Annotated in this window: 13 protein-coding genes and 1 tRNA gene; 3 read left to right on the forward strand and 11 right to left on the reverse strand. The window is 65.6% G+C overall.

The annotated features are described in order from the left end of the window. Window positions 1-23: 23 nt before the first annotated feature. The 5 genes from G5C50_RS20550 to G5C50_RS20570 are packed head-to-tail and all read right to left on the reverse strand — an operon-like array spanning window position 24 to window position 9,353. On the reverse strand, window positions 24-1,628 hold the full coding sequence (locus G5C50_RS20550; protein ID WP_206107780.1) for a DUF5060 domain-containing protein: 1,605 nt from the start codon (window positions 1,626-1,628) through the stop codon (window positions 24-26). A 36-nt stretch (window positions 1,629-1,664) separates the two neighbouring features. Then, window positions 1,665-3,752, reverse strand: a complete 2,088-nt coding sequence (locus G5C50_RS20555; RefSeq protein ID WP_206107781.1) for a glycoside hydrolase family 127 protein — start codon at window positions 3,750-3,752, stop codon at window positions 1,665-1,667. Between the two features lie 24 nt (window positions 3,753-3,776). Next, a complete protein-coding gene (locus G5C50_RS20560; RefSeq protein WP_206107782.1) occupies window positions 3,777-6,824 on the reverse strand; it encodes a DUF6298 domain-containing protein in 3,048 nt (1,015 codons plus the stop codon). After that, entirely contained in the window at window positions 6,821-8,314 is a 1,494-nt protein-coding gene (locus G5C50_RS20565) for a pectate lyase family protein (RefSeq protein ID WP_165072435.1), read from the reverse strand. Before G5C50_RS20565 ends, G5C50_RS20560 begins: the two co-directional genes overlap by 4 nt. 58 nt (window positions 8,315-8,372) lie before the next feature. Beyond that, complete coding sequence (locus G5C50_RS20570; RefSeq protein WP_165072437.1) at window positions 8,373-9,353, reverse strand: DUF1559 domain-containing protein; 981 nt, start codon at window positions 9,351-9,353, stop codon at window positions 8,373-8,375. A gap of 278 nt (window positions 9,354-9,631) precedes the next feature. On the opposite strand from G5C50_RS20570, the gene G5C50_RS20575 reads away from it, so the two are divergent. After that, window positions 9,632-10,330, forward strand: coding sequence for a GntR family transcriptional regulator (locus G5C50_RS20575; RefSeq protein WP_165072439.1), 699 nt, complete (start codon window positions 9,632-9,634; stop codon window positions 10,328-10,330). A 30-nt stretch (window positions 10,331-10,360) separates the two neighbouring features. Continuing rightward, window positions 10,361-12,517, forward strand: coding sequence for a pectate lyase family protein (locus G5C50_RS20580; protein ID WP_165072441.1), 2,157 nt, complete (start codon window positions 10,361-10,363; stop codon window positions 12,515-12,517). A 99-nt stretch (window positions 12,518-12,616) separates the two neighbouring features. On the opposite strand, the gene G5C50_RS20585 is transcribed toward G5C50_RS20580, so the two are convergent. From G5C50_RS20585 to G5C50_RS20595, 3 genes are all read right to left on the reverse strand, one after another. Next, window positions 12,617-12,689 (reverse strand) — tRNA-Ala (locus G5C50_RS20585). Window positions 12,690-12,788: 99 nt separating this feature from the next. Continuing rightward, a complete protein-coding gene (locus G5C50_RS20590) occupies window positions 12,789-13,703 on the reverse strand; it encodes an alpha/beta hydrolase (RefSeq protein WP_165072443.1) in 915 nt (304 codons plus the stop codon). 49 nt (window positions 13,704-13,752) lie between these two features. Further along, window positions 13,753-14,985, reverse strand: a complete 1,233-nt coding sequence (locus tag G5C50_RS20595; protein ID WP_165072445.1) for an endo-1,4-beta-xylanase — start codon at window positions 14,983-14,985, stop codon at window positions 13,753-13,755. Window positions 14,986-15,203: 218 nt separating this feature from the next. Between G5C50_RS20595 and G5C50_RS20600 the strand changes: the two genes are divergently transcribed. Then, window positions 15,204-16,274 carry a LacI family DNA-binding transcriptional regulator gene (locus G5C50_RS20600; protein ID WP_165072447.1) on the forward strand — a complete coding sequence of 357 codons (1,071 nt, stop codon included), beginning with the start codon at window positions 15,204-15,206 and terminating at the stop codon, window positions 16,272-16,274. A gap of 55 nt (window positions 16,275-16,329) precedes the next feature. On the opposite strand, the gene G5C50_RS20605 is transcribed toward G5C50_RS20600, so the two are convergent. From G5C50_RS20605 to G5C50_RS20615, 3 genes are all read right to left on the reverse strand, one after another. Beyond that, on the reverse strand, window positions 16,330-18,207 hold the full coding sequence (locus G5C50_RS20605; protein WP_165072449.1) for a DUF1570 domain-containing protein: 1,878 nt from the start codon (window positions 18,205-18,207) through the stop codon (window positions 16,330-16,332). Between the two features lie 140 nt (window positions 18,208-18,347). Then, complete coding sequence (locus G5C50_RS20610) at window positions 18,348-19,814, reverse strand: DUF1501 domain-containing protein (protein WP_165072451.1); 1,467 nt, start codon at window positions 19,812-19,814, stop codon at window positions 18,348-18,350. Window positions 19,815-19,827: 13 nt separating this feature from the next. Beyond that, on the reverse strand, window positions 19,828-22,962 hold the full coding sequence (locus tag G5C50_RS20615) for a DUF1553 domain-containing protein (RefSeq protein ID WP_165072453.1): 3,135 nt from the start codon (window positions 22,960-22,962) through the stop codon (window positions 19,828-19,830). Window positions 22,963-23,020: the final 58 nt, after the last annotated feature.

The following is a 23,020-nucleotide window of genomic DNA, read 5'->3' on the forward strand; positions in this document are numbered from 1 at the left end:
AGGGGCCGGCGACTGCGATCAGGTTAGGGAGTCTTCGCATCCGAGACGCGTCGGAGGCGGACCGCCGTGTACGGCTTGCCGGGCAGAGGAATGCTCGGGCGTTCGGGACAGGCGAACGTATATCGATCCGAGGGCGTGACGGTGAAGGTCCCCTCGACGGGCGTGACCGTCATGTCCCAGGCGTCGATCACGTCGACCTGGAACGTCATCGGTTCGTTCATCCGCGTGCGAGGGATCTTGAAGGGCCATACCTTGGGAGCTTCGCGGCCGAAATAGAAGAGGTAGTATTCTCCTCGCTTGCCGACGGACGGCGATCCCTGCCACTTGTCGATCGGCTCCAGGCCGTGACTCGGGCCTTCCTCGATGATCTTGCGGAGGAAGGCGATCCGAGGCGGGCTCTGGCCATGGAGGACGCCCCCCTTGGACCACCAGATGACCTCGTCGGGACTGAGGTAGGTCTCGCCGTGGCCGACGTAAGTCCCGGCGATCGTCCCCTGCCAGAAGGCGTCGACCATCTCCTGCGCCGAGAGATGTCCCCAGCGATCGGGGAGGTTCCCCTCGTAGCAAACCTCGTCGAAGACGATGGGCTTGCGGTAGACGTCGCGGTAGAGGACGGCCCGGCCGTAGTCCTTCGTGGCCGATCCGTTCTGGATGCTCGCGTGGGTGATCCAGGGCTGCGAATGGTTGTAGATCAATGTCCCGTTATGGATCGACCGCAGGTGGTTGTACGGGTCGGCGTCTCGGACGACCATGAGCATCCGGTCCCAGTCCGACTCACGCTTCTCCTTCATGAAGTCCCACTCGTTGGCCAGGGACCACCAGACGTTGCGGTACGCGGACAGCCTCGCGACGACGTAGCGGAGATAGCGATCGTCCGCCTCCGCCGGCATGCGGTCGAAGCCCCAACGGCCTTCGTCGTAGGGATGCAGCAGGATCACGTCGGCCTCGATGCCGAGGTCGCGGAGCCGTTCGATGCGGTCTTCCAGGTGGCGGAAGAAGTCGGGATTGAACCGAGAAAAGTCCCAGGTCTTCGGCGGGGTCCCCTCGAAAGGGTAGCGCGGAGGTTCGGCCCGGTTGTAGGTGTATGACTTGGGGAAGACGCACATCCGGATCTTGTTGAAGGGCGAGTGCGCCAGCGTCTCCAGCGTCTGCGCCTCCAGCGACTCCATCTGATGGGTCCACGCGTAGCAGGTCGTGCCGATCGGGACGTATCGAGTCCCGTCTTCATACGCGAAGTGGAATTCGTTCCGCACCCGGACTGGGCCGTGGTTCCCCGGCGAGGGAGGCATGACCTCGATACGACCCGTCTTGCCGTCGAGTTCGCGGCGGTTGCTGTGAGTTGTGTACTCCCAGACTCCTGGACGATCGGGCATGAAGCGAATCCGATAAACGCCCGCGCCGTCGTAGAAGCCCGACGCCTTGAAGGTCCGCCCCTCCTTCAAGAAGACGGCGGATAGCTCAACGTCCGTGAAGGGATTCCCCTCCGACGGCCCCTGCAGGATGATCTCGGCGACCCCCCACTGCTCCACGGCGGACGACCCCCTCGAAGGCGCCATGAAGGCGGCGAGGCAGGCCGTGAGGATGAGCCGCAAGGCTGTACGCGCTGGGGAGAGGCGTCTTAAATCCATGGTGGCTCGTCGAGGTCGAAGAGGTGGTCACAGTCATTACGATCGGCCGAGCGGCATCCAGACGGACATCTCCGAATGGCCGCGGTTGCCCCACGCGAAATAGGGAACGAGCCGCAGGTCGAACGGTCGCTGCGGGGCGGTGGGCAATTCGCGGTAGAGCTTCCCGGACCAGTCGGGCTCGCGCCAGGCCTCGGCGTGGCCTTCCAGGACGGTCACGCCGCCCAGGAGCTTGGCGTCGTACCGAGGCTTGAAATTGACGGCCCGAGGGATGACCACGTCCTGCACGCGGACCCCTTCAGGAAGGTCGCTCGACTCGACGCAGTAGACGATCGGTCCGCGCTGGATGGCTACCTGATTGCGAGCCTCTTCGACCAGCGGGTTCGCCTCCATCAGCCGCGTGGGCATGGGGAGCGCCAACTCGACGAGGTCGCCCGGCTTCCAGGTCTGTCGGACTTCCGCGTACGAGCCGGCGAGAGGTCGCGGCTGCTCGACGCCGTTGACGCGCACCGACGCCTCGGCCGCCCAACCGGGGATGCGAAGCAGGATCGAGACCGCCTGCGCCGGGGCCTCGGCGATGGTGAGCGAGACCCGGCCGTCCCAGGGGTAGTCCGTCGTCTGCGTGAGCCGGAGCCGGCCGACTTCGAGCGTCGTGTCGAGGTTGTTGCCGCCGTAGAGGTGAACCCAAAACTGGTCCTTCGACCGTCCATAGGCGAAACCGGCCGATTCGGCGATGGTCCGAACCAGATTGGGGGGGCAGCAGAAACAACTGATGAACGGCTCGCGATGGCGATTCCAGCGCAGGTCGGCGGGCAGGGAGTCGAGCTGTCGGAGCGTGTTCGTGTAGAAGTAGCGCGTCCCTTCCAGGCTGACGCCGGCCATCGCGGCGTTCAGAAGGGTCGTCTCCATCACGTCGGCGAATCGAGCTTCGCCCGTGACCTGGAGCATCCGCTGATTCCAGAGCAAATTGCCGATCGCCGCGCAGGTCTCGTTGTGGGCCAGGCTCTGCGGAAGCTGGTAGTCTCGACCGTACGACTGGTGGACGCGGCTGATCGACTTCTGATCCTTGACCCCTTCGGGAGAGGCCCCGTCGAAGAGGGCGCCGCAGCCACCGGTGATCGCCAGCTTGTGGGTTGCGACGTCCTCCCAGACGGCCAGCAGCGGGGTGAGTAGGCTGGCGTCGCCGGTCTCGACCAGAACGTCGGCCGCGCCCGCGTAGAGGTAATTCGCCCTCGCGGCATGGCCGGCTGCCTTGGTCTGACGGCGGAACGGGATCCGGTCCTGGTTGTCGTCGGTGCCCCCCTCGACGAGGTCGCGGGCGTCGATCAGGGCCCGAGCAAGCTCCAGATAGCGCGGGTCGCGGGTCGTCCGGTAGAGTTCGACGATCCCCATGTAGTGGGCCGGACAGACGGCGTTGCGAGCGAGTTCCCTCGTCCGGACCTTCGACACGGACACCAGATAATCCCCGGCCTTCACGGCGACGGCCAGCAGGTTGGATTTGCCCGTCGCGCGATGGTGGACGCAGGCGGCCGTCATCAGGTGGCCGAGGTTGTAGGCCTCGAAATCCAGGCTGTCGAGGAACGGCTCGGCGCTCGTGTCGCCGCTGCGCGCCCGGATCTGGACGGGGGTGTGGAGATAGCCGTCCTCGCGCTGGGCCTTGGCGACAATGCCGATCACCTCGTCGAGCCGGCGATCGAGCGATTCGTCCCATTCTCGCGCCAGCAAGGCGGAGGCGGCCTCGATCCATTTGTAGAAATCGCCGTCGTTCCACTTGGGGCCGCGGTGTCGGCCTTCGGCGAGACCCGCGGCGATCTTGAAGTTCTGCAGGAACTGGGTCGGCTCCGTGCCGCTCATCAATTCCCACATCGACGGGACCATCGACTCGCGGCAGACGGTGAAACGATCGGCCCAGAAACCGCGCGTCCACGAGACCTCGCCGAGTCCGATGCTCCTCGTCTTCAGGCAGGGGCTTTGCGACGTGTCCATCAAGCCGAGGTCGCGTCGCCCTCGGCTGGTGCTCATCCACGGCGCCTGTCCCGCCGCGCGACGCAGCGAGCCGAGGCCGCCCAGGACGAGCCCCGCGCCCGAGGCGAGGAAGGAACGGCGATCGAGTCGGAATCGGCTCATGAGGAGATCCGCCGTAAAGAGAAGTCAGGGGCCGGGCGTTTCGCCGTCCGCCGCACCGTCGGTGGTCAGCCACAGAAGAGTCGGCCCCGCGTCGGCCGCGAGGAATTTCACGGGCCCGCCTCCGCGCACGGTCTCAGTCGACGAGTCGACGCGACCGGTCTTCGGATCGACCCGCCGGGCCGAGAAACCCGCACGCTCATGAGACAGGTCGACGACGACGGGATCACTCGCGCCAGCATACACAAGGTAATTGCGTCCGGGATCACCCAGGATCCATTTCCGGTCGTCGGATTCGGAGCGACCGATCGGTTGCATCCGAGGGACGGCGCGGAGTAGACGGGGGTCGACGCCGATGGGAAGGGGAGCCAGCGATCCTCCTGCCGCGAGGGTCGCCCAGCCGTCGTCGGGCGCGTCGGCGACGATGACGGCCTTCGTCGGGAAGCGGTCGCGATACTCCCGAACCGCCCGGGCGGTGGCTTCCACAGATCGTTTCTTCGTCCCCTTCCACTCGCGCTGCTGTTGCCGAGGAGCGAGGTTCTCGCCGCCCCTGGGAGCATAGAGCGAGCCGTCGGCCAGGTACCACCAGTATTTCAGCTCGATGACCGACACCAACGGCCCTCGGACCGGGTCGGCGAGGATCGCGTCCTGGACGTCCTTGGTCGCGCTCAGGCCGATCAGGACCTTGCGGCCCGTCTCGCGCTGCCACTCGGCGACGACGTCGAACCAGAACTGCATGAAGTGCAGCGGCCCCGTGAACTCGTCGCCCGTGAGGAAGACGACGTTGGGATGCCGGCCGAGAACATCCAGGCAGTGCCGGATGTACGATCGGTGGAGTGCTCGGCGGACCGCGTGATCGACGTCGTAGAAGTGGTCGGCCATGAAGATGCGTTTGCCGCCAGCGTAGGGGGGAGGCTCCGGGAAGCCCGTGTCCTGCAGGCAGTTCGCCGGCCGCCAGGGGAAGTCAGCCCAGTGGGCTCCGGCCTCGAGAATGTTGTGCTGGAAGTAGGCCTGGTGGATGAGCACCAGTCCTTTGCGGTCGCAGTGGCCGGCGAACTCGTCGAGGCGGTTGAAATACCAGGGATTGAAGCGTTCCAGGTCATACTTGCTGAGCCCGTCCCAGGCCGTGCCCCGACCACTCCGCGCCCACGGCTGTTCCAGGAAAGGCGCCCAGACGTCGCCGTCAATGCGACGGGCCATCTGGTGGTCGTCGCGGCGGCGGTCGTACCAGAGGCCCCAATGATGCTCAAGCGCCGATTTGCCCGTGCGAGTCATCAGGTCGGTCAGATCGTCGAGGTCGTCGGTGAAGCCCGGCCCCTCGCGGCCGGGGACGAATCGGGTCACGCCCACGCCGAACTCGCCGCCGCGCGTCGGCAGGGCGCTTCCGCGCCACCAGGTTGTGCCGATTCGCCCGCCGGTCAGCACGGAGTCGTCACGGGTCAGCCAACCGTTCTGAAGGGTCAGCGGTGCGACAGGCGCGGGAGGCTTCGAAGCGATCGTCGGTGAATCGTCGCGAGTCGATGAAGGGATGCCGTGTTCGGAGTGTTTCCGAGGCTCCAGCGTCTTCAGTGCGCTGGGGCCGAGCCGCTCGGCGAGTTGCGCCCGGTAGAGGCTCTCCGGCTTGACGAACTCGTTGGGTGCCTGCCACTCGCCGTCGCCGAAGAACTGGCCCCAGCAGCCGATCGCCCAGTTGTGCGCGCCCGGCGGCTTCCGGCAGGTCACCACCGAGGCCGAGCATTGCCAGAGCACGCTGTTGGCACCAGCCCATCCCGCCCCCTGGCCTTCGGTCTCGCGGTTGGTCAACGAGAGGCCGGCGCCGTCGATCTTGACGTTGTCATAGAGGACGCCCGTCGCCCAGCTTTCGACCGGGCCGCTGAAGCCGAGCGGCTCCGTTGCGGTGCATTCCACATAGGCGTTTGGCCCCGGCGTCAGAGCCCCGACGGCGAAATCATGCCTTCCCTGACTGGAGCGGCAGCGAAGGAAAAGCGTGCTCTGGCCGGACGTGATGAAGGCGTCCCGCCGTCGGCCGCCGATCTCCGAGACCGGCTCGACCGACTCGCAGTCCTGGACGGTGACCTGTTTGGAGCCGTCGAGGATTCGGACCGTGGAGCCGGCGAAATGCGCCGCAGCCAGGTTGCGGACCCAGACGTTCTGGGCGGCGTCGATGCGGACGGCGTCCCAGGCGTGTTCCTCGTCGCGGGGGTTGCTGGGGTCGAAGGCCGATTCGCAGCGCAGATCTTCAACGCCGACCCGTTCGATTCGGCCGTCCCAGGTGTATCGCTGGATCGTCGCCGTCCCAAGCTTGGCGTCGATCGCATCCGTCAGGGGAGCATCGAGAGTCATCACGGCCCCGTCGACGGCGGTGACGACGCGGTCTGAGAGGCCCGTCATCGCGCCGGGGCGCCAGTTCAGGGAGCCCTCATACCCCAGGGGGAATCGGTCCATCCCCAGGGCGGCGATCCACTCGGCCGTGGCGGGCCGGACGATCGCGACCGCATCGCCGACGCGAAAGCCGGAAGTACGGTCGAGCGTCAGTCGAATCGAGCCGACGGGGACGTAGGCGTCCACAACGCGGGAGGTGCCTTGCGAGTCGTACTGACGTTCGCCGCGACCCTCGATTCGGATCAACGGCCGCCGTCCGATCCCCGAGGCGACCAGGACGGTCGCCGCCCCCTCGCCTCGAAGGACGACGCCGCTCGTCGTGATCCGAAGGCTGCCGGCGACTTCATGGCGGCCGGCTCGAAGGAGAACCGCACCGCGGAATCCGAGGGAGTCTGCGGGGAGCGAGGCGATTCGATCGAGGGCGGCCTGAATTCGCGCCGTGGCGTCGCCGGGATCAGGGGCGATCACGATTCGCGTCGGCACATCGGGGATCTCGACGCCGCCGCCGCCGTATCCGGCGTGCGAGAAGTCGGGGATCCGGTCGCCTCGGTCGTCGGCCGTGTAGACGAGTTTGCCCGCCTTGTCGACGCTGAGATACTGCGGCGGCGGAGGTCCGGCCGCCGTCGCAGTGCTCACCGAGACAACGACGGCTAGCAGGGCCTGCAGAGGTGCTCGTCGCGGGACCGAAATCACGGCCGCGCCCCCTGGCTCGGCGAGCCGGAGCGAAGCGTGTTGCGGTTGTTCTCCGCCTTGGTGTAATCCAGGAACGTCGATGGATCGGTGCCGTTGAGGTGTTCCTCGATCGCAGTGTAGCCGTCGTGGTCGGCGTCGGAGGAGGCGTCGGCCGGATTCGTCGGGTCGAGGCCGTGCAGCCGCTCCCAGGCGTCGGGCATGCCGTCGCGATCCGTGTCTTCCGGGGTCGTGGAGGCCCGGTACTCGGGCCAGCCGCCGACGTCCGCGGGGGAGTCGATGATGCCGTCGCCGAAGGTCGGCTTGCCGCTGCGGACCGTGGCGATGACGCGCTCGTCGACGGGGTCGCGGCGCGGCAGGGTCGCACCGACGTCGGCCATCACTCGCTCATAGGCGGATTCGGCCGATTCGGTCTCGACGGCCGGCGCGGGGAACTCGGTGCGTGAGCGAGCCTCAGCCTCAGTCACCTTGGGGATGACGATCCCCTTGTCCATCCCGGCCTCGTCGAAATAGACGCCGCCGGCCCAGTTGTCGGACGTGATCGATGGGTAGCCGTCGACATAGTTCCCCTCGACGTACCAGAGGCCTCCGCCCGGGTAATCTGTGCGGGGCGAGCGGCCCTGAAGGCGGCAGATCCGGTGCCGGAGAAGCTCGTCCTTCGTCGCCGGCCCAGCCTTGTAGTAGTTGTTGACGAGGTTGACCCGAGAGCTGCCGTCGCCGCCGTCGGCCGTGCGGTGGACCCAGTTGAAAATCACGTTGTTGCGGTAGTCGAACAGGCCGTTCATGCCGATGCTCGGGTTTCGGCCCGTGTTGCTGGCGAACAGGTTGTGGTGGAAGGAGCAGGGCTGGCCGCCCCAGGTCCCGCCGAACGCGTGGTTGTATCGGTTGAGGGCCTCGCTGGAGATCGACCACTGGATCGTGACGTGCTCCAGCGGCATCTTCTTTAATGTCGGGCCCTCTCCCTTGATCCACCGATAGAGCGAGAGGTTCTCATCAAGCCCCCAACTCGCCGAGACGTGATCCACGATCACGTTGGCCACCGGGTAGCCCCCCAGCGCGTCGTCGCGAACCTTCAGGTTCCCTCGGCGGAACCGCATGTACCGGATGACGACGTCGTGCGTGTTGATGTGGACGCTCTCTCCCCGGACGCAGACCCCGTCGCCGGGAGCGGTCTGGCCGGCGAGCGTCAGGTAGGGATGCGTGATGTCGACCGGCTTTTCCAGCGTGATCAGCCCCGCGACGCCGAAGACGACCGTCCGCGGGCCCTCGGCTTCCAGCGCCTCTCGGAATGAGCCGGGGCCGGAATCAGCCAGCGAGGAGACGACGAAGACCTTGCCCCCTCGGCCGCCGGGCGTGCCTGCCCCGGAGCCTTCCGCGCCGGGGAAGGCGGGGACCTTCGGCGTTTCGCGGGCCCCGGCCGGCGTCAGAGCGCCCCAGGCGAGGCCTGCGGCCGCGGCCGCGATTCGCAGGGGACGCGTCCCGATCGACGTCATGCGACTCTCCTTCTTGCAACACGAGGTGCTGATGGGATTTCGGGCTGGGCGGCTCGGGTCAATAGGCGTCGGAGGAGACGACCTCGCCCCCGTCCTTCGTGCTGAGGGCCCTCCAGGTCGTCAGGTTGACCGAATCCTTGATGAACTTCACGCTTCCGTCGCAGAAGAGGACGTTCACGCCGCCGCCGTGGTAGCTGCGGGCCGCATTGAATTCGCGCTGGGCGCCCGAAGCCTGGAAGCAGGGAGGGGTCAGAGCCGGGCCTGGGCAGCCGCCCGAGCCGTCGAGCTGGTCGACGATCGCGGAGTTCGGGGCCGTGGCCGCAGTGAACATGTAACCGCATTTCGTGGTGCCTGACCAGACGTCGCCGCGAGCGTCCGACTTGCTCCCCGTGTCGGGGACGATCTTGATCTCGCTGGCCATCGTCGTGTTGCTGGTGCCGTCGATGATGTCGCGGATGCTGTACGGGACGATGGCGTTCGTCGTATTGTTGACCCGGAACGGGCCGCGGATCGACGTAACGCTGTCGAAACCGTTGCCGATCACCGCAGGGGCGAACGAATCGGTCGGCGTCATGTTCTGGACGTAGTCGGAATTGCCGAAATTGACCATGTAATTGCCCTTCGCTCGATTCGGAATGGTCGCCGAATTCGAGAGCCACATCGCGCCTGCGAGCGGATCAGAGGGGCAGTTGAAGATGGAGATCTTCATCTGGATGACCGTCATGTTGAGGAGCGACGTCGACGCCTGCGACATGTTGGCGGCGTTGTAAGCCGGCACCTGTTCCAGGTAGGGGAGCAACAGGAAGACCCAGCTCTGGGCGGGGCTGTTCTTGGCGCCCCAGGGGAAATTCCCCTGCACATCATGATGGTTCATCATCCCCAGACCGATCTGCTTCAGGTTGTTCACGCACTGAATCCGCCTCGCCGCAGACCGGGCGGCCTGAACCGCCGGCAACAGCAGAGCGATCAGCACGGCGATGATCGCGATGACGACCAGAAGCTCGATCAGCGTGAAGCCGCGAGAGCGCCGAGTGCCCATACGTACCTCCGGGAAAGCCGAGAATCGGCCGGATCGAGGGGGGGATCAATCAGACTGACGCGGTCCCCCCTGGCACGACCTACCGGGAGAACGACGATTGATCCCAGACATGTGATGGAAGTGTAGAGATCCCACTGAGACCTCAGCGGGATTTCTCTATTGCTGGTTGCGATCCTACTGAGATCTCAGTAGAATCTCAAGAAGAATTCGACGAAAATTTCTCGAAGTCAGAATGCATGTCTTGAACATCTTGATTTGAATCATAAGAGGTGGTGTCGATGTCGATCAAACCCGCCACGTCCGAGGTTCTGGCCGGCGGCGCCTCGAAGGGGCCTGCACGCGGCCTCTTCAAGAGTCGGGCTTACGACGAGATCAAAGGAATGATTCTGAGCGGCGAGTTGGCCCCGGGCGCGTTCATCGCCGAGCGGCCGCTCGCCTACCGGCTGGGGATGAGCACGACGCCGGTCCGTTCCGCCTTGCAGCGTCTGGAGATGGAGGGGCTGATCCTGATCTCGCCGCAGCAGGGGGCCGTCGTCCGGGACTTCTCGTTTCGCGAGGTGGCCGAACTCTACGAGATCCGCATGGCGCTGGAGCCGTTCGTCGCGCGGCGGATTGCGGGGAGGTTGACCGCGGAACAGATTGAACGCGTGAACGCCAACCTGGCGGCGCAGCAGGCGAATCTCGCCCGGCGCGACATCGGTCTATGCGTTCGGCTGGACGAAGATTTCCACACGCTCTTTTCCGAGTTCCTCGACAACCGCGAGATCTGCCGTGTGATGGGAACTCTCCGCGACCGCACGCACCGGGTCTTCCACCGCGTTTTTTCGCTCAACCCCGGCCGGATGGAGGGGAGCTACAACGAGCACGTCGTCATCGCCAAGACGATCATTGAGGGCGACGCCGAACTGGCCGCGCAACGAGTCGAAACCCATCTCGACTACGGGCGACGGGCGCTGATCGACCCCCACGGAGCCTGACCTAACGCAAGACAACCCGAGGACTCTCCCATGTTCGCAGCGATTCCGACGGCGTGCGCTCTCATCCTGGCCGCGGCGGCCGGAGACGCTTCGATCCGAGTCGACCTGAATCCCGACAACGGCCGGGGCGACGTCGTCACCCAGGGTCGGGAGAACTGGCCCTTCAACCCGACGCATCCGTCGCGAGAGTTCGCCGGAGTCGCCGTGGCGTTCCGGTCGCAGTCCCCCCTGGTGGTTCGCTGGTACAAACCTCTCCTCGCCTATGGCGCAACTCAGGCGTCGGACGGCGTGGCCGCATCGGGATCGCTGGAGATCGTCCTGACCGGCCTCAAGCCGGGGCCTCATACCCTGGCCACCTTCCACAATCGACTTGAGGAAGGTCCCGTCCCCAGTTACGACGTCTCCGTCGCAGGCAAGCCGCTCGTCAACGGATTGACTCCAACGACGCGTATCCACGACGACGCCGACGCCGCCTGCGCCTTTATCGAGTTCACGGCTGGCGCCGAGCCGACCGTCGTCACGATCACGGCGAAAGGAGGCGATGGCGAGGTCATCGTGAACGGCCTTGAGATCGATTCGTCCGACCCGAACCACCGGGCGATCAAGCCGTCGCCCTTTAACGGCGACAGTCACGTGGACGCCGAGTCAGGCTCCGCTCTCTTGAGTTGGACCTCTCGCGAACCGGCCGCACGTCATCGGATCTACTTCGGCGCCGATCGCGCGGCGGTCGAGGCCGCCGAGCCGTCGTCGCCTGAATTCCGAGGCGAATCAACGACCGCCACGTCCAGGGCCGAGGGGCTTTCCAGCCATCGTGACGCCTTCTGGCGCGTGGACGAAATCTCCCCTACCGGCGCGGTCACGCGTGGCGACGTCTGGTCGTTTCGGCCGCGTCACCTGGCGTTCCCAGGGGCTGAAGGCTACGGAAGATTCGCCCGAGGCGGTCGCGGAGGCCGGGTGATTGAGGTCGTCAACCTGGACGACTCCGGCCCCGGCTCCTTCCGCGCCGCGGCCGAAGCCCAGGGGCCGCGCACGGTGGTTTTCCGCGTCTCTGGAGTCATCCGGCTAAGGTCGGCCGTGTCCGTGCGGAACTCCTATTTGACCGTGGCCGGTGAGACGGCGCCTGGCGACGGGATCTGTTTTCGAGGCTACATGGTGGGGACGGCTCCCAGTTCGAGCGATGTGATCATGCGTCACATTCGGGTCCGCCCCGGGGACGAGTCCAACCACTCGGTCGATGGCATGGGACTTGGCGGCGACCACACGATCTTCGACCATTGCTCCGTCAGTTGGTCGATCGACGAAGGGCTCGACAGCCGGTCGGCCAGGAATTCGACGTTCCAGCGCTGCATGATCTCGGAGGCTCTGAACGACTCGTTCCAGCGGCATCCGCACTCGTACGCCGGTTCGATCGGCGGGAACCTGGTCAGCTATCACCACAACCTGCTGGCCCACTGCGCGGGGAGAAACTGGTCGCTCGCGGGAGGCTACGACCAGGCGGTACGGTTCGCCGGTCACATGGACATCCGCAACAACGTCGTCTACAACTGGGAGCATCGGACGACCGACGGCGGCGCGAAGCGCGTCAACTTCGTCAACAACTACTACAAGCCCGGCCCCGCTACTCGCGTCTTCCACCTCGTGAAGCCCGACGTGGGCTCCGAGTCCGACCGCCAGGTCTACTACATCGCCGGCAACTTCATGGAAGGCCGACCCAGCTACGACGACGACAACTGGAAGGGCGTCACGCCCAACGGAACCGCTCCGCTCGCCGAGTTCCGCTCGGACCAGCCGTTGTTCCCCTCCTACGTCACGACGACCTCGGCCGCCGAGGCGTATCGCGACGTTCTGGCGGACGTCGGCGCGACGCATCCCCGCCAGGATTCACTCGATCGCCGCGTCATCGAAGAAACCCGCACGGGAACGGTCTCCCTTCGAGGGAGCAAAACCGGGCTCCCCGGAATCATCGACGTCCCCGGCGACGTTGGACCGTCCCCCTGGCCCGACTACCAGACCCGCGACGTTCCGGTCGACTCCGATCACGACGGTCTCCCCGATGAGTGGGAGCGGCGTCATGGGCGAAATCCCTCGTCGCCGGCCGGTGACTTCTCCGACTCCAACGCCGACCCCGACGGCGATGGTTACACCTTGCTCGAAGACTATCTCCACGAGCTGGCGTCGCAGCCTTGAAGCAGGATAGGGAGCCGTTGAGGGCCGGCGGAGCCCGCCGGCAGGGCCGTGTTGGATCGGCCAGCATCAGTTGTGCTGGCCGACCTGGAAGGTGGGGAGTGGAGACGAAGGGGATCGAACCCTCAACCTCCTGGTTGCAAACCAGGCGCTCTCCCAATTGAGCTACGTCCCCAGCATTTGCCAGCGATTACTGATTGTACCTACCTCGGCTCGCTTGGGAAGGTGGATCACGGCCGGTCCGCGCGACTTGTCTGGGAAACCGGAGGCGGCCTCAACGGAAAACGCGCTGGGAAAACCAGTAAAGGTTGTTTCGCCACTCGATCGGGTCGTGGGCGTGGCCGTCGACGTGCCAGACGTGCGGGACGTCTTTCTCCTTCAGGTAGGCGTGAACGCCCTGGCTGATCCGGATCAGCCCGTCCTTGTTCCCGCAGGCGAGCCAGAGGAGTTTCAACTGCTCCTTCGCTTGGCTCGGGTCGGGGACGAGTTCGGCGGCCGGCTTCGTGTTGGGAGCCGATGAGAACCCGCCGACCCAGGCGAAGACGTCCAGGTGCGACAGCCCGAAGTTCAGCGACTGGCCTCCGCCCATCGACAGGCCGGCGAGGGCTCGATGCTCTCGGTCGGCCTGGACGGAGTATCGCGCCTCGATCGTCGGCACGACATCTTCAAGGAGGTCCTTCTCGAAGGCCGCGAAGGCCGGGGCGGCGGCGTAGATGTTCCCCTCGGGGCGATCGTTCTTCTGGGCCCGTCCGTTGGGCATGACCACGATCATCGGGACGATCTTGCCGTCGGCCAGCAGATTGTCGAGGAGGGCGTCCACCTTGGCGAAACGCTGCCATTCGGTCTCGTCGCCGCCGATGCCGTGGAGCAGATACAAAACCGGGTACTTCTTCTCGGTCGTGTAACCCGGCGGCGTGTAGACCTGCATCTTGCGAGTTGCGCCGACCGATTTGGAGTCGTACGAGATCATCTCCAGACGTCCGTGAGGCACGTCCTTCACGACGTTGATTTCCGCCGGAGGCTCTGGGAAGGCCGGAACGTCGTCAGCATTGAGGACGATGGGCCCCCCTCGTTGCGGAGGGCCGCCACGGTTGGGGGAGGGACGAGTTGCGCCTGGAGGTGCTTCCTGGGCTGAGGCGGCCGCCAGGAAAATCAAAGGTGCAATCACGGCCAGGCCGGCGCGTTTCATGGTTGTTCTCCCTGGCTGGCGGTTTCAAGGCCCTGGAAAGGGTCGACGGTCATGAATTGGTCAGCACGCTGAACACGGCGTCGAAAGCGGGCTTGGGTCGCAGGTCGCGATCCCAGAGCAGGGGGTGGTTGGTTCGACGGAAGACCGGCCAGAAGTTCAGCCAGGAGCTGCCGTCGTGGACGCCCCAGAACGTGACGCGGCTCACGACGCCCGGGTGTTTGAGGAGAACTCGGAAGAGGCGATCGTAAAACTGGGCCTGCGACGCCGCGACGTCGGGAGGCAGGCCGTTGGTGTAGGGGTCGGCTCCCCTCTGTTCACGAGCGGCGACGTCCGCCCCTCTCGTCCGACGAGGAAGCACGTCGACGTCCAACTCGCTGACGACGATCTTCACGCCCTCCGAAGCGTAGGCGGTGATCGCCCGGTCGAGCCTATCCACGGCGGTAGGGTCGTCGAGCCTGAAATGCGACTGAATGCCGACGGCGTCGAGACGGACGTTCCGGGCTTTCAACTCGCGGACCAGGCGAAGCGTTCGTTCGAGCTTCCCGGGGGTTTCGTTGCCGTAGTCGTTGTAGTAGAGTTCGGCGTCGGGATCAGCCGCGTGGGCGAATTCGAACGCCTGAGCGATATAGTCGTCGCCGATGGCCTGACGGGCCGGGGTGTCGCGAAGATACCGGCCCTCGCCGTCGTTGTCGCTGATCGCCTCGTTGACCACGTCCCACCCGACGACCTTGCCCCGGTAGCGTCCCACGACCTTGTCGATGTGCGTCTTGAGATTCCTCAGCGCCTCGTCGCGCGGCAGCGGTTTTCCATCCGGGCCGCGGAACATCCACGACGGCGCCTGGCTGTGCCAGCAGAGGGTATGACCGACGACCTTCTGATCGTGCTTCCGGGCGAACTCCACGATCGCGTCGGCCGCCTCGAAGTTGAACACCCCCGGCTGCGGCTGGAGCGCTCTGGGTTTGAACTCGTTCTCGGCGGTCAGAACGTCGAACTGATCGGCGATCAACTCGGACGCCCTCGGCTCGCGAAGCTGCCGCGACGAGACCGCCGTCCCGATCAGGAACCTCCCCTCCACGGCCCTTCGAAGGGACCTGGTCGTCGCTCCGCTTTCGAGGGATCCGGCCGGGGACTGGCCGTAAGCCCGTGCGGGCCCGACAAAGCTTATCAGGGCGGCGAGCAGCAGGAATGTCGCGGCACCCAGGGACGCAATGCGGCCAGGCGGTTTGCCGTCGCCGACGAACTTTCCAGGGCTCTGGTCGAGACCTGCAATCGGGCATCTCATGAAGCGTCCCTCATCCACCAGGGCCGTCGTCGACGCACCGTCGACACCCCCTGGACAGGGCTAGGCAATCGCTTACCATGATGAGGAGTCTACACGCATCCTACCGCGTGTCAACGACACGGCGACACCGCGCGCGGACTCTCTCAATCGTCGCTGCTCCGTCCGTCGCCGGCCGGGCGTTCTCTTCTCGCCGTCCTGCCTCGCGTGGAGCCTGTCCTGTGCAACGCCGACCCACCCTCTCGGACATCGCCAGGCTTTGCGGGGTGACCGCCTCCACGGTCAGTCGGGTTCTCAACAAGAAGCCGTCGTTCTCAACCAGTCCGGAAGTTCGTCGGAAGATCGAGGAGACCGCCGAGCAACTCGGCTACGTCCCTGACCTCGCCGCGAGGAACCTCAGCCGGCGCACGACGCGTGTGGTCGGCCTCTTCGCATCGCCGGCGACGCACGTCTCAGAGGGTATCTACGAGCCGTTGATCGAGGGGGTTCTGGAAGCCCTGCACGCGAGCGACTACGACGTGTTCTTCGACCTGAGCGCCAGCCGGGGCCGCCGTCTCCCGTTCTGGCGATTCGACGGAGCGCTTCTGCTGCAATGCCCGCGTCCCGAGACGGTCGAGGAACTGGACCGCCGTCGCGTCCCCTACGTCTGCGTGAACGAAACGGTTGGTTCTCCCGTCGTGCGGGTTCTCGCGGACGACGGCATGGGGATGCGGCGAGCCGTCGAGCATCTGGCGCAACTGGGGCACCGTCGACTGGCCTACGCCAACGCGCGGTCGAATTCGCTGCCCCACTACTCGATCGCCGAGCGCCATGAGACGCTTCTGGCTTGCTCCAAGGAACTCGGCGTCGACCTTGTCGGGCTTCATGATGCTCCGTTCGCCGATGCGAAGGAGTTCATCGTCTCGACCGTGGTCGACCAGGGGGCGACGGCCGTGATCACTTACGATCATCAGATCGCCGTCGCCATCGTCGGCGCGGCGGCAGGACTGGACCTGCGGATCCCGGAGGACTTCAGCCTCCTCTGTTTCAACGACGTTTTCCCCGTCGTACTCATGCCCACGCCCCTGACGGCCGTGAGCGTGCCGGCGCGGGAGATGGGGCGGGTCAGCGGGCGTCGATTGCTTGAGAATCTGGCGATCCGCGGACCGAACGAGGCGAAAGAGATTCGACTGCCGGAAGAGCTTGTCGTCCGCCTCTCGACGGCGCCCCCCCGCCGGGAAGGCCGCGCCTTGGGCCGCAACCGGCCTGAATCCTCGAGGAGCCACCAGCGTCAGGAACTCCATACCGAGTGAATCTCGGAGAGGCCGGCGCCAGGATCCGTGGTCTGCCCTTGCAACCTCAGACGCCTCAGTTGGTGCGGATCCACTCCTGAACGGCGAGGGTGGCTCGGCCCCGACTGGGGAAGGGGGTGGCCTGCCAGTTGGGGAGGCCGGCCGCGGGGTTCGACATCTCGTCGATCCACTGCTTGATGAGTTGCGGCGACTGACTGACCATCGCGGCCCTTCGAAGTCGGCCGTTCGGCAACGGTTGCTCGAAGAGCACGGCGTAGTAGGGCATGGGGTCGTAGCCCTTCTGCTTCGTGAGCTTCGTCAGATACGCGTTGATCGTCTTGTCCAACTTGCCGAGGTCGGCTCCGAAGACCTCACGAAACGTTTTGACGTGATCGTCGGCCGTCCGAGGTTCGAGCGGCGCGGCGGCTCCCATGATTCGGAGGAACCGAGTGAAATCGTCGACCCGCTTCATCGCCAGGTAATGCGTGATCGCCCAGGCGAGCGCGTATTCCGTGGGCGTCAATTCGTTGCGTCGAATCATCGCCTCGACGAGCGGCTGGCCTGGATCGCGGAAGAGCGACTTGGTCTGGACGTCCTGACCTCGCATCGAGAGCGAAACGGGGTCCTCGATTTCGCGGATCGTCGCCATGTGGAGGTTGTTGATCTGACCGAGGCCGTCCCAGGCGGCGACCCCCTTCCGCGGGGGCGCGGGCGTCGCGCAGTACTCGGCCAGGCCCTCGACCAGCCAGAGGGGCCAGTCGCTGAGGCGCGGCTGGACGCCGATGTTCTGAAGGATTTGATGGGTTCCCTCATGAGCCGTCATCTGGGGCTTGAGAAGAGCGTCGACCTCGGGACCGCTGCGCCGGCCTGAAGGAGTCTCGTAGAGGAAGATGCGGTTCGTGTAGATCTCGTAGTAGGCCTGAACGTCCGGAGCAACGGGACGGAACGCGCGGAAGTCCTCTTCCTTCTTGAAGATGACCGCCACCAGCGGAAACTCGGCCTCGTGCACGCTCATGTCGTGGTTGCGGAACGCGGCGGACAGTCGCTCGTAGAGGTCCTCAAGCAGAACGCCGTTCGACTTGGCGAACGCGTCTCCGTCGGGCTGACCTGGATCGCTCTGATAGAGGATCAGATAGTGCTTCGTCCGATGGAGCTTGAAGCCGGAAAAGGGACCGGTGAGGAGCCGATCGCTCATCTCATCGGCGGTGAGAGGCTTGAACGGCTCGTCGGTCGGGACGAGCATCGAGGGGACGCCCAGACGGCCGTCGGGAAGCATCACGACGGTCTTGCCGTTGTGACTGCCGTGGAGCCGGGCGACGATCTGGCGGCCGTCCTCGTCTCGGAGGAGGAATCTTCGCTCCTCGGGAACGGCGAGTTTCGCCTGGAGTTCGTCGATCGCAGGCGCCCCGAAATCCGGCGGGGTCAGGAGAGCGGGGGAGGCAGCGACCTCGTCTCCCCGGGCCGGAGTCGCGACCCCCTCCTGAGCGGAGGCCTTGGCCGAAAGTCCACCCAGGAACCATAACCCTCGGGCGAGCGGCCGAGCCTCCAAGAGGCGGCAGACGGCCTGGCCCACCAGATTGACGCCGTTCGTCGTCGCCGCTTGCAAGAACATCGCGGCTTTCCGATCGAGCGATTCGGGGAGCCGCGGCGTGGGGGCCGATTCTCGGAAGACCAGGGGAGGAGAGGCCGCCGCCGAGGTCGTCCAGGCGGCCGACGACCAGACCGCCGCCGGAGCGGAGATCATCATGAGCAAAGTCAGCTCAAGCAGGCCGAGCGAGCCGATGAACGCACGCCGATGCGCAGGCGCTGAACGTCGAGTTCCCTCAATCGCACCCGACGTCGGAGTCGTCAGGAGCGTCCCACAGATCGGGCAGAGGTGCTTTCGTCGCACCTCGGGACGGCGAATGCGGATGGCCTTGCCGCAGCCGCCGCAGGTCGTCACCACGGATTCCATGGCCGTCGCCTCTCGCGGGTCACGGAGCTAGGATTCTGAAGGAATTCGGCGAAGGGTGACTCCAGTCTACCAGCCGATGCGGCGTGCGGAAAGCGTCTCCACGGTAGAATTCGGATCTTTTCTTATTTGGCGAAACTTGGTCATGCCAGAATTGGCCTGACCACCTTGCCGTGGACGTCGGTGAGGCGGAAGTCGCGCCCCTGGAACTTGTAAGTCAGCCGGGTGTGGTCGATTCCCAGCAGGTGAAGGATCGTGGCGTTCAGGTCGTAGACCTCCACCGGATCCTTGACGATGTTGTAGCTGAAATCGTCGGTCTCGCCGTGGACGAGGCCCGGCTTGATCCCGCCTCCGGCCAGCCAGACGGTGAAGCAGCGGGGATGATGGTCGCGGCCGTAAGTGGTGGCGGTCAGGGCGCCCTGGCTGTAGATGGTTCGGCCGAATTCGCCTCCCCAGACGATCAGGGTGTCGTCCAGCAATCCACGCTGTTTCAGGTCGAGCAGAAGCGCCGCGGACGCCTGGTCGGTGTCGCGACACTGAGCGCGGATCTGGTTGGGAAGGTCGGTGTGCTGGTCCCATCCCATGTGATAGAGCTGGATGAAGCGGACTCCGCGCTCGGCGAGCCTTCTCGCCAGCAGGCAGTTCGCGGCGTAACTGCCAGGTCGCTGCACGTCCGGGCCGTAGAGGTCGGTCACGGACTTCGGCTCGTTGCTCAGGTCCGTCAACTCGGGGACGGACGACTGCATCCGGTAGGCCAACTCGTACTGGGCGATCCTCGTGAGCGTCTCGGGGTCTCCCGTCTCCTGGTGGTGCAGGTTGTTCAACTCGCCTAGGTCGTCGAGTTGCCGCCGCCGTAGTTGAGGCGAGAAGCCGGAGGGGTTGGCGAGGTAGAGGACCGGCTCCTTGCCGCCGCGGAGCTTCACTCCCTGGTACCGAGTCGGAAGGAACTCGCTTCCCCAGAGGCGGTCATAGAGCGGCTGGTCGGTCCGTCCGCGCGAGAGGAGCACGACGAACGCAGGCAGGTCCTGGTTAAGGCTCCCCAAACCGTAGGCGACCCAGGCCCCCATGCTCGGCCGGCCGGCTAGCTGAGAACCCGTCTGGACGAAGGTCACGGCCGGGTCGTGGTTGATCGCCTCGGTCTGCATCGAGCGGACGATGCAGACGTCGTCCACGATCTTCGAGGTGTGCGGCAGCAACTCGCTGATCCACGCCCCGCTCTCGCCGTGCTGCGCGAAGTTGAAAATCGAAGGCGCGATCGGGAGGCTCTTCTGGCCCGAGGTCATCGTGGTGATCCGCTGACCCATGCGGATTGATTCGGGGAGTTCGATTCCCCGACGCTCACGGATGGCCGGCTTGTGGTCGAACAGATCGATCTGAGACGGGGCGCCGGACTGGAACAGGTAGATGACTCGCTTCGCCTTTGCGGGGAAGTGAGGCAGTCCGGGAAGTCCGCCCGATGGGCCAGGAGCGGCCGCTGGCTTTGCGTCCGACGCTCCCGCCGCTGTCCCCATGAGCGATGCCAGCGCCATCGATCCGAGGCCCAATCCCGATCGGCTCAGGAATAGCCGGCGGTTCATCTCCTGCGTGATCTGGAGTAGGTCCACGATCATCCTCCTTCAGTGCTCATTCGAGCGTGATCGTCTCGTCCAGATTGAGGACCACTCCGGCTGTGGCGGTGTAAGCCGCAAGTTCGACTGGATCCACGCCTGCGGGGACGGTTCTCTCGCCCTGACGGATGAAACCGTCGGCCGACGCCGGGTCAGCGCGAAAGGCCTCCAGATATCGAGACAGGCTGGCGAGCAGCACTCGACGCTCGGTCTGACTCGGTTCCCGGCCCGTGGCGCGACGGAACGCGAAGGCGATGCGGTCCTCCGCCGTGGAACCTCCCTGCGAGAGCATGAGCGTGGCGAGGTTTCGAGCGGCCTCCACGTAGACGACGTCGTTGAGCAGTTCGAGGGCCTGCAACGGGGTGTTGGTTCGGGCTCGCTTCACCTGGCAGATCTCGCGGCTGGGCGCGTCGAAGGTGGACATGACCGGGTGGGGGACGGTCCGCTTTCGGTAGATGTAGAGGCTTCGACGGTAGAGCCCTTCACCCTTGTCCTGAACGTAGGGGCCTTCCCCCGCGCCTCCCGCGAGTTCCTCCCAGAGTCCAGCAGGCTGGTAGGGCTTCACGGATGGGCCTCCCATCCGGGTTGAGAGGAGCCCCGCGATCGCCAGGACGTTGTCGCGAACGGCCTCGGATCCCAGCCTGAATCGAGGGCCTCGGGCGAGCAGTCGGTTCTCCGGATCGCGCTGGATGAGCTCGGCCGGAGCCCGGGACGACTGCCGGTAAGTGGCGCTCGTGACGATCAATCGGTGCAGGCTCTTCAGGCTCCAATCGTTGCGAACCAACTCCGTCGCCAGCCAGTCGAGGAGCATCGGGTGGGTCGGCGGCTCGCTCTGGAGGCCGAAGTTCTCGGACGACTTCACCAGGCCCTCGCCGAAGTGTCGCTGCCAGATCCGGTTCACGACGACCCGGGCGGTGAGCGGGTTCTCTGGGGCGACCAGCCATTTCGCCAGCCCCAGCCGATCTGGACCGACTCCCTCGGGGAGAGGAGGCAGGCACGAAGGGACGCCTGCGGCGAGGGGCTGTGACTTATCCGGCTGGTCGTACTGCCCGCGCTTCAGCAGGAAGAGCGGCCGGCGCTCCGACGCGTCCTCCATGATCATGACGGTTGGGATCGATTTCTCGTATTCCGACTTCTCCGCCTTGAGCTTCGTCAGACGCTCAGAGAGCGGCGGCAGCTCGCGGTCGACGGCCGTCTGGAAATGGCGGGCGAGGATCGCCCTGCGAGTCGCCGTCCGATCGGCTTCGGGCGTGCGGGCGATGTCGATCACGGGATGATCGTGCAGGGCGCCGACGTCGTCCGTCGAGAGCATTCGAGCGGCGAAGCGGATGTCGGCGAGTTCACCCTTGAATGGGAGGCTGGCGGTCCGTCGTCCAATCCGGAGCGGTTGGTCCGTCGCGATGGTGTTCTTGAGCGAGTCGGTTTCGACCTCAACCTCCACTGGTCGGCCGTCGATGAGAATCTTCAGGCCGGCGGCCTTCTTCGATCCGTCATAGGTGACCGCGACGTGGCTCCAGGAGGTTTTGGGAAGAGGGGCCTTCGACCTGATCTTGATCGCATCGCTCGGCCAGTTGTTGATGACGTGGACAGTGAGCCGGCCGCCGAGGATGCAGACGTCATAGCCCCGGAATGCGGCCGATTCGTCCATCTTGCTGAGGCAGGCTCCATCGCCGAGGGGACGAACCCAGAACGCAATCGTGAACGGGCTCTCCGCTTGAAGCTCAACGCCTGGGGCGGCCTCAACGAAGGATTCGGGCTCGCCGTCGAGCGCCAGGGCTGACTTCAGAGGACCGTCGACCCAGGTCGGAACGCCTTTGCCGCGATAGGTTGAGGTGGCGGGGAGTTCTCCGTTGAGGGGGACTTGGAGCGTCCAGTCGGACGGCTCGCTCGGTGGAGCCTCGCGCCGAACATGCTCCTCCCAGGCGCCCTGACGCTCGGCGAGCTTCTTCTCGCATTCCTCGACGGCCCTCGTCGCTTCGACGAGATCGGCGTTCAGTTGCTGCTGGCGTGCTTGTTGTTCAGGCGAGGGGACGGCCACCAACGGCGGGACGTTTCCCCGGGTCTCGGTGTAGACGCCCTTCTCGTTGACGTCGTTGAAGAAGCCGAGAAACTGGTAGAACTCGCGCTGGGATACCGGGTCGTACTTGTGGTCATGACAGCGGGCGCAACCCATCGTCAGGCCAAGGAAGACGGTTGAGGTGGTTTCGACGCGGTCGATGGCGTTTTCGATTCGCCACTCCTCGTCGATCGACCCGGCCTCGGTGACGGTCCGGTTGTTGCGGTTGAATCCGGTGGCGATCTTCTGGGCGAGGCTCGGGTTCGGGAGCCTGTCGCCGGCGATCTGCTCGAGGGTGAAGCGGTCGAAGGGCATATTCGCGTTGAAGGCGGCGACGACCCAGTCTCGCCAGGGCCACATGGTGCGGGCGAAGTCGTTCTGATAGCCGTTCGTGTCGGCGTAGCGGGCGGCGTCGAGCCAGTCGCTGGCCATGGCTTCGCCGTATCGGGGCGATGCGAGCAACCGGTCGACGAGGCGCTCGTAGGCGTTCGGAAGTCGGTCGGCGAGGAACTCGTCGATCTCGGTGAGGGTGGGCGGCAGGCCAGTGAGGTCGAGGCTCAGGCGACGGATCAAGGTCGTCCGGTCGGCCTCGGGAGTGGGGGCGATCCCGTCCTTCTCAAGCCTCGCGAGCACGAAGCGGTCGATCGGGGTTCGGGCGCGATCAAGCTGACGGATCGAGGGCGGATCGGGGCGATGGGGGGGCTCGAAGGCCCAGTGGCGGCCCCAGGGGGCTCCCTCGTCGATCCACTTCGAGAGGGTCGCGACCTGGCCGGGCGAGAGCGTCTTGCCCGATTTCGCGGGGGGCATCTTCTCGTCGGCGTCGTCGGTCGTGAGGCGGCGAATCAACTCGCTCTCCGCCGCCTTGCCAGGCTCGACGATCGGGTCTTTTCGACGGAGAGCGCTCTCACGGACGTCCAGGCGCAGGTCGGCCTTTCGAGCGCCGGCGTCGGGACCGTGGCAGAGGAGGCAGTTCTCGGAGAGAATCGGCAGAACGTCGCGGCTGAAGTCGACGGCGGGCGGCTGGGCGTTCGCGATGAGATTCGCGAAGGTCAGCACCGTCCCGAAGGCGGCGACGAGTAGGCGAGGCTGAGGCATGCGGGGAGACGCTCCTCGGGGACGGTCTCGCGTCGGTTGGCTGCACGCATCGTTTGGT

The organism is Paludisphaera rhizosphaerae (assembly GCF_011065895.1).
GTDB lineage: Bacteria > Planctomycetota > Planctomycetia > Isosphaerales > Isosphaeraceae > Paludisphaera > Paludisphaera rhizosphaerae.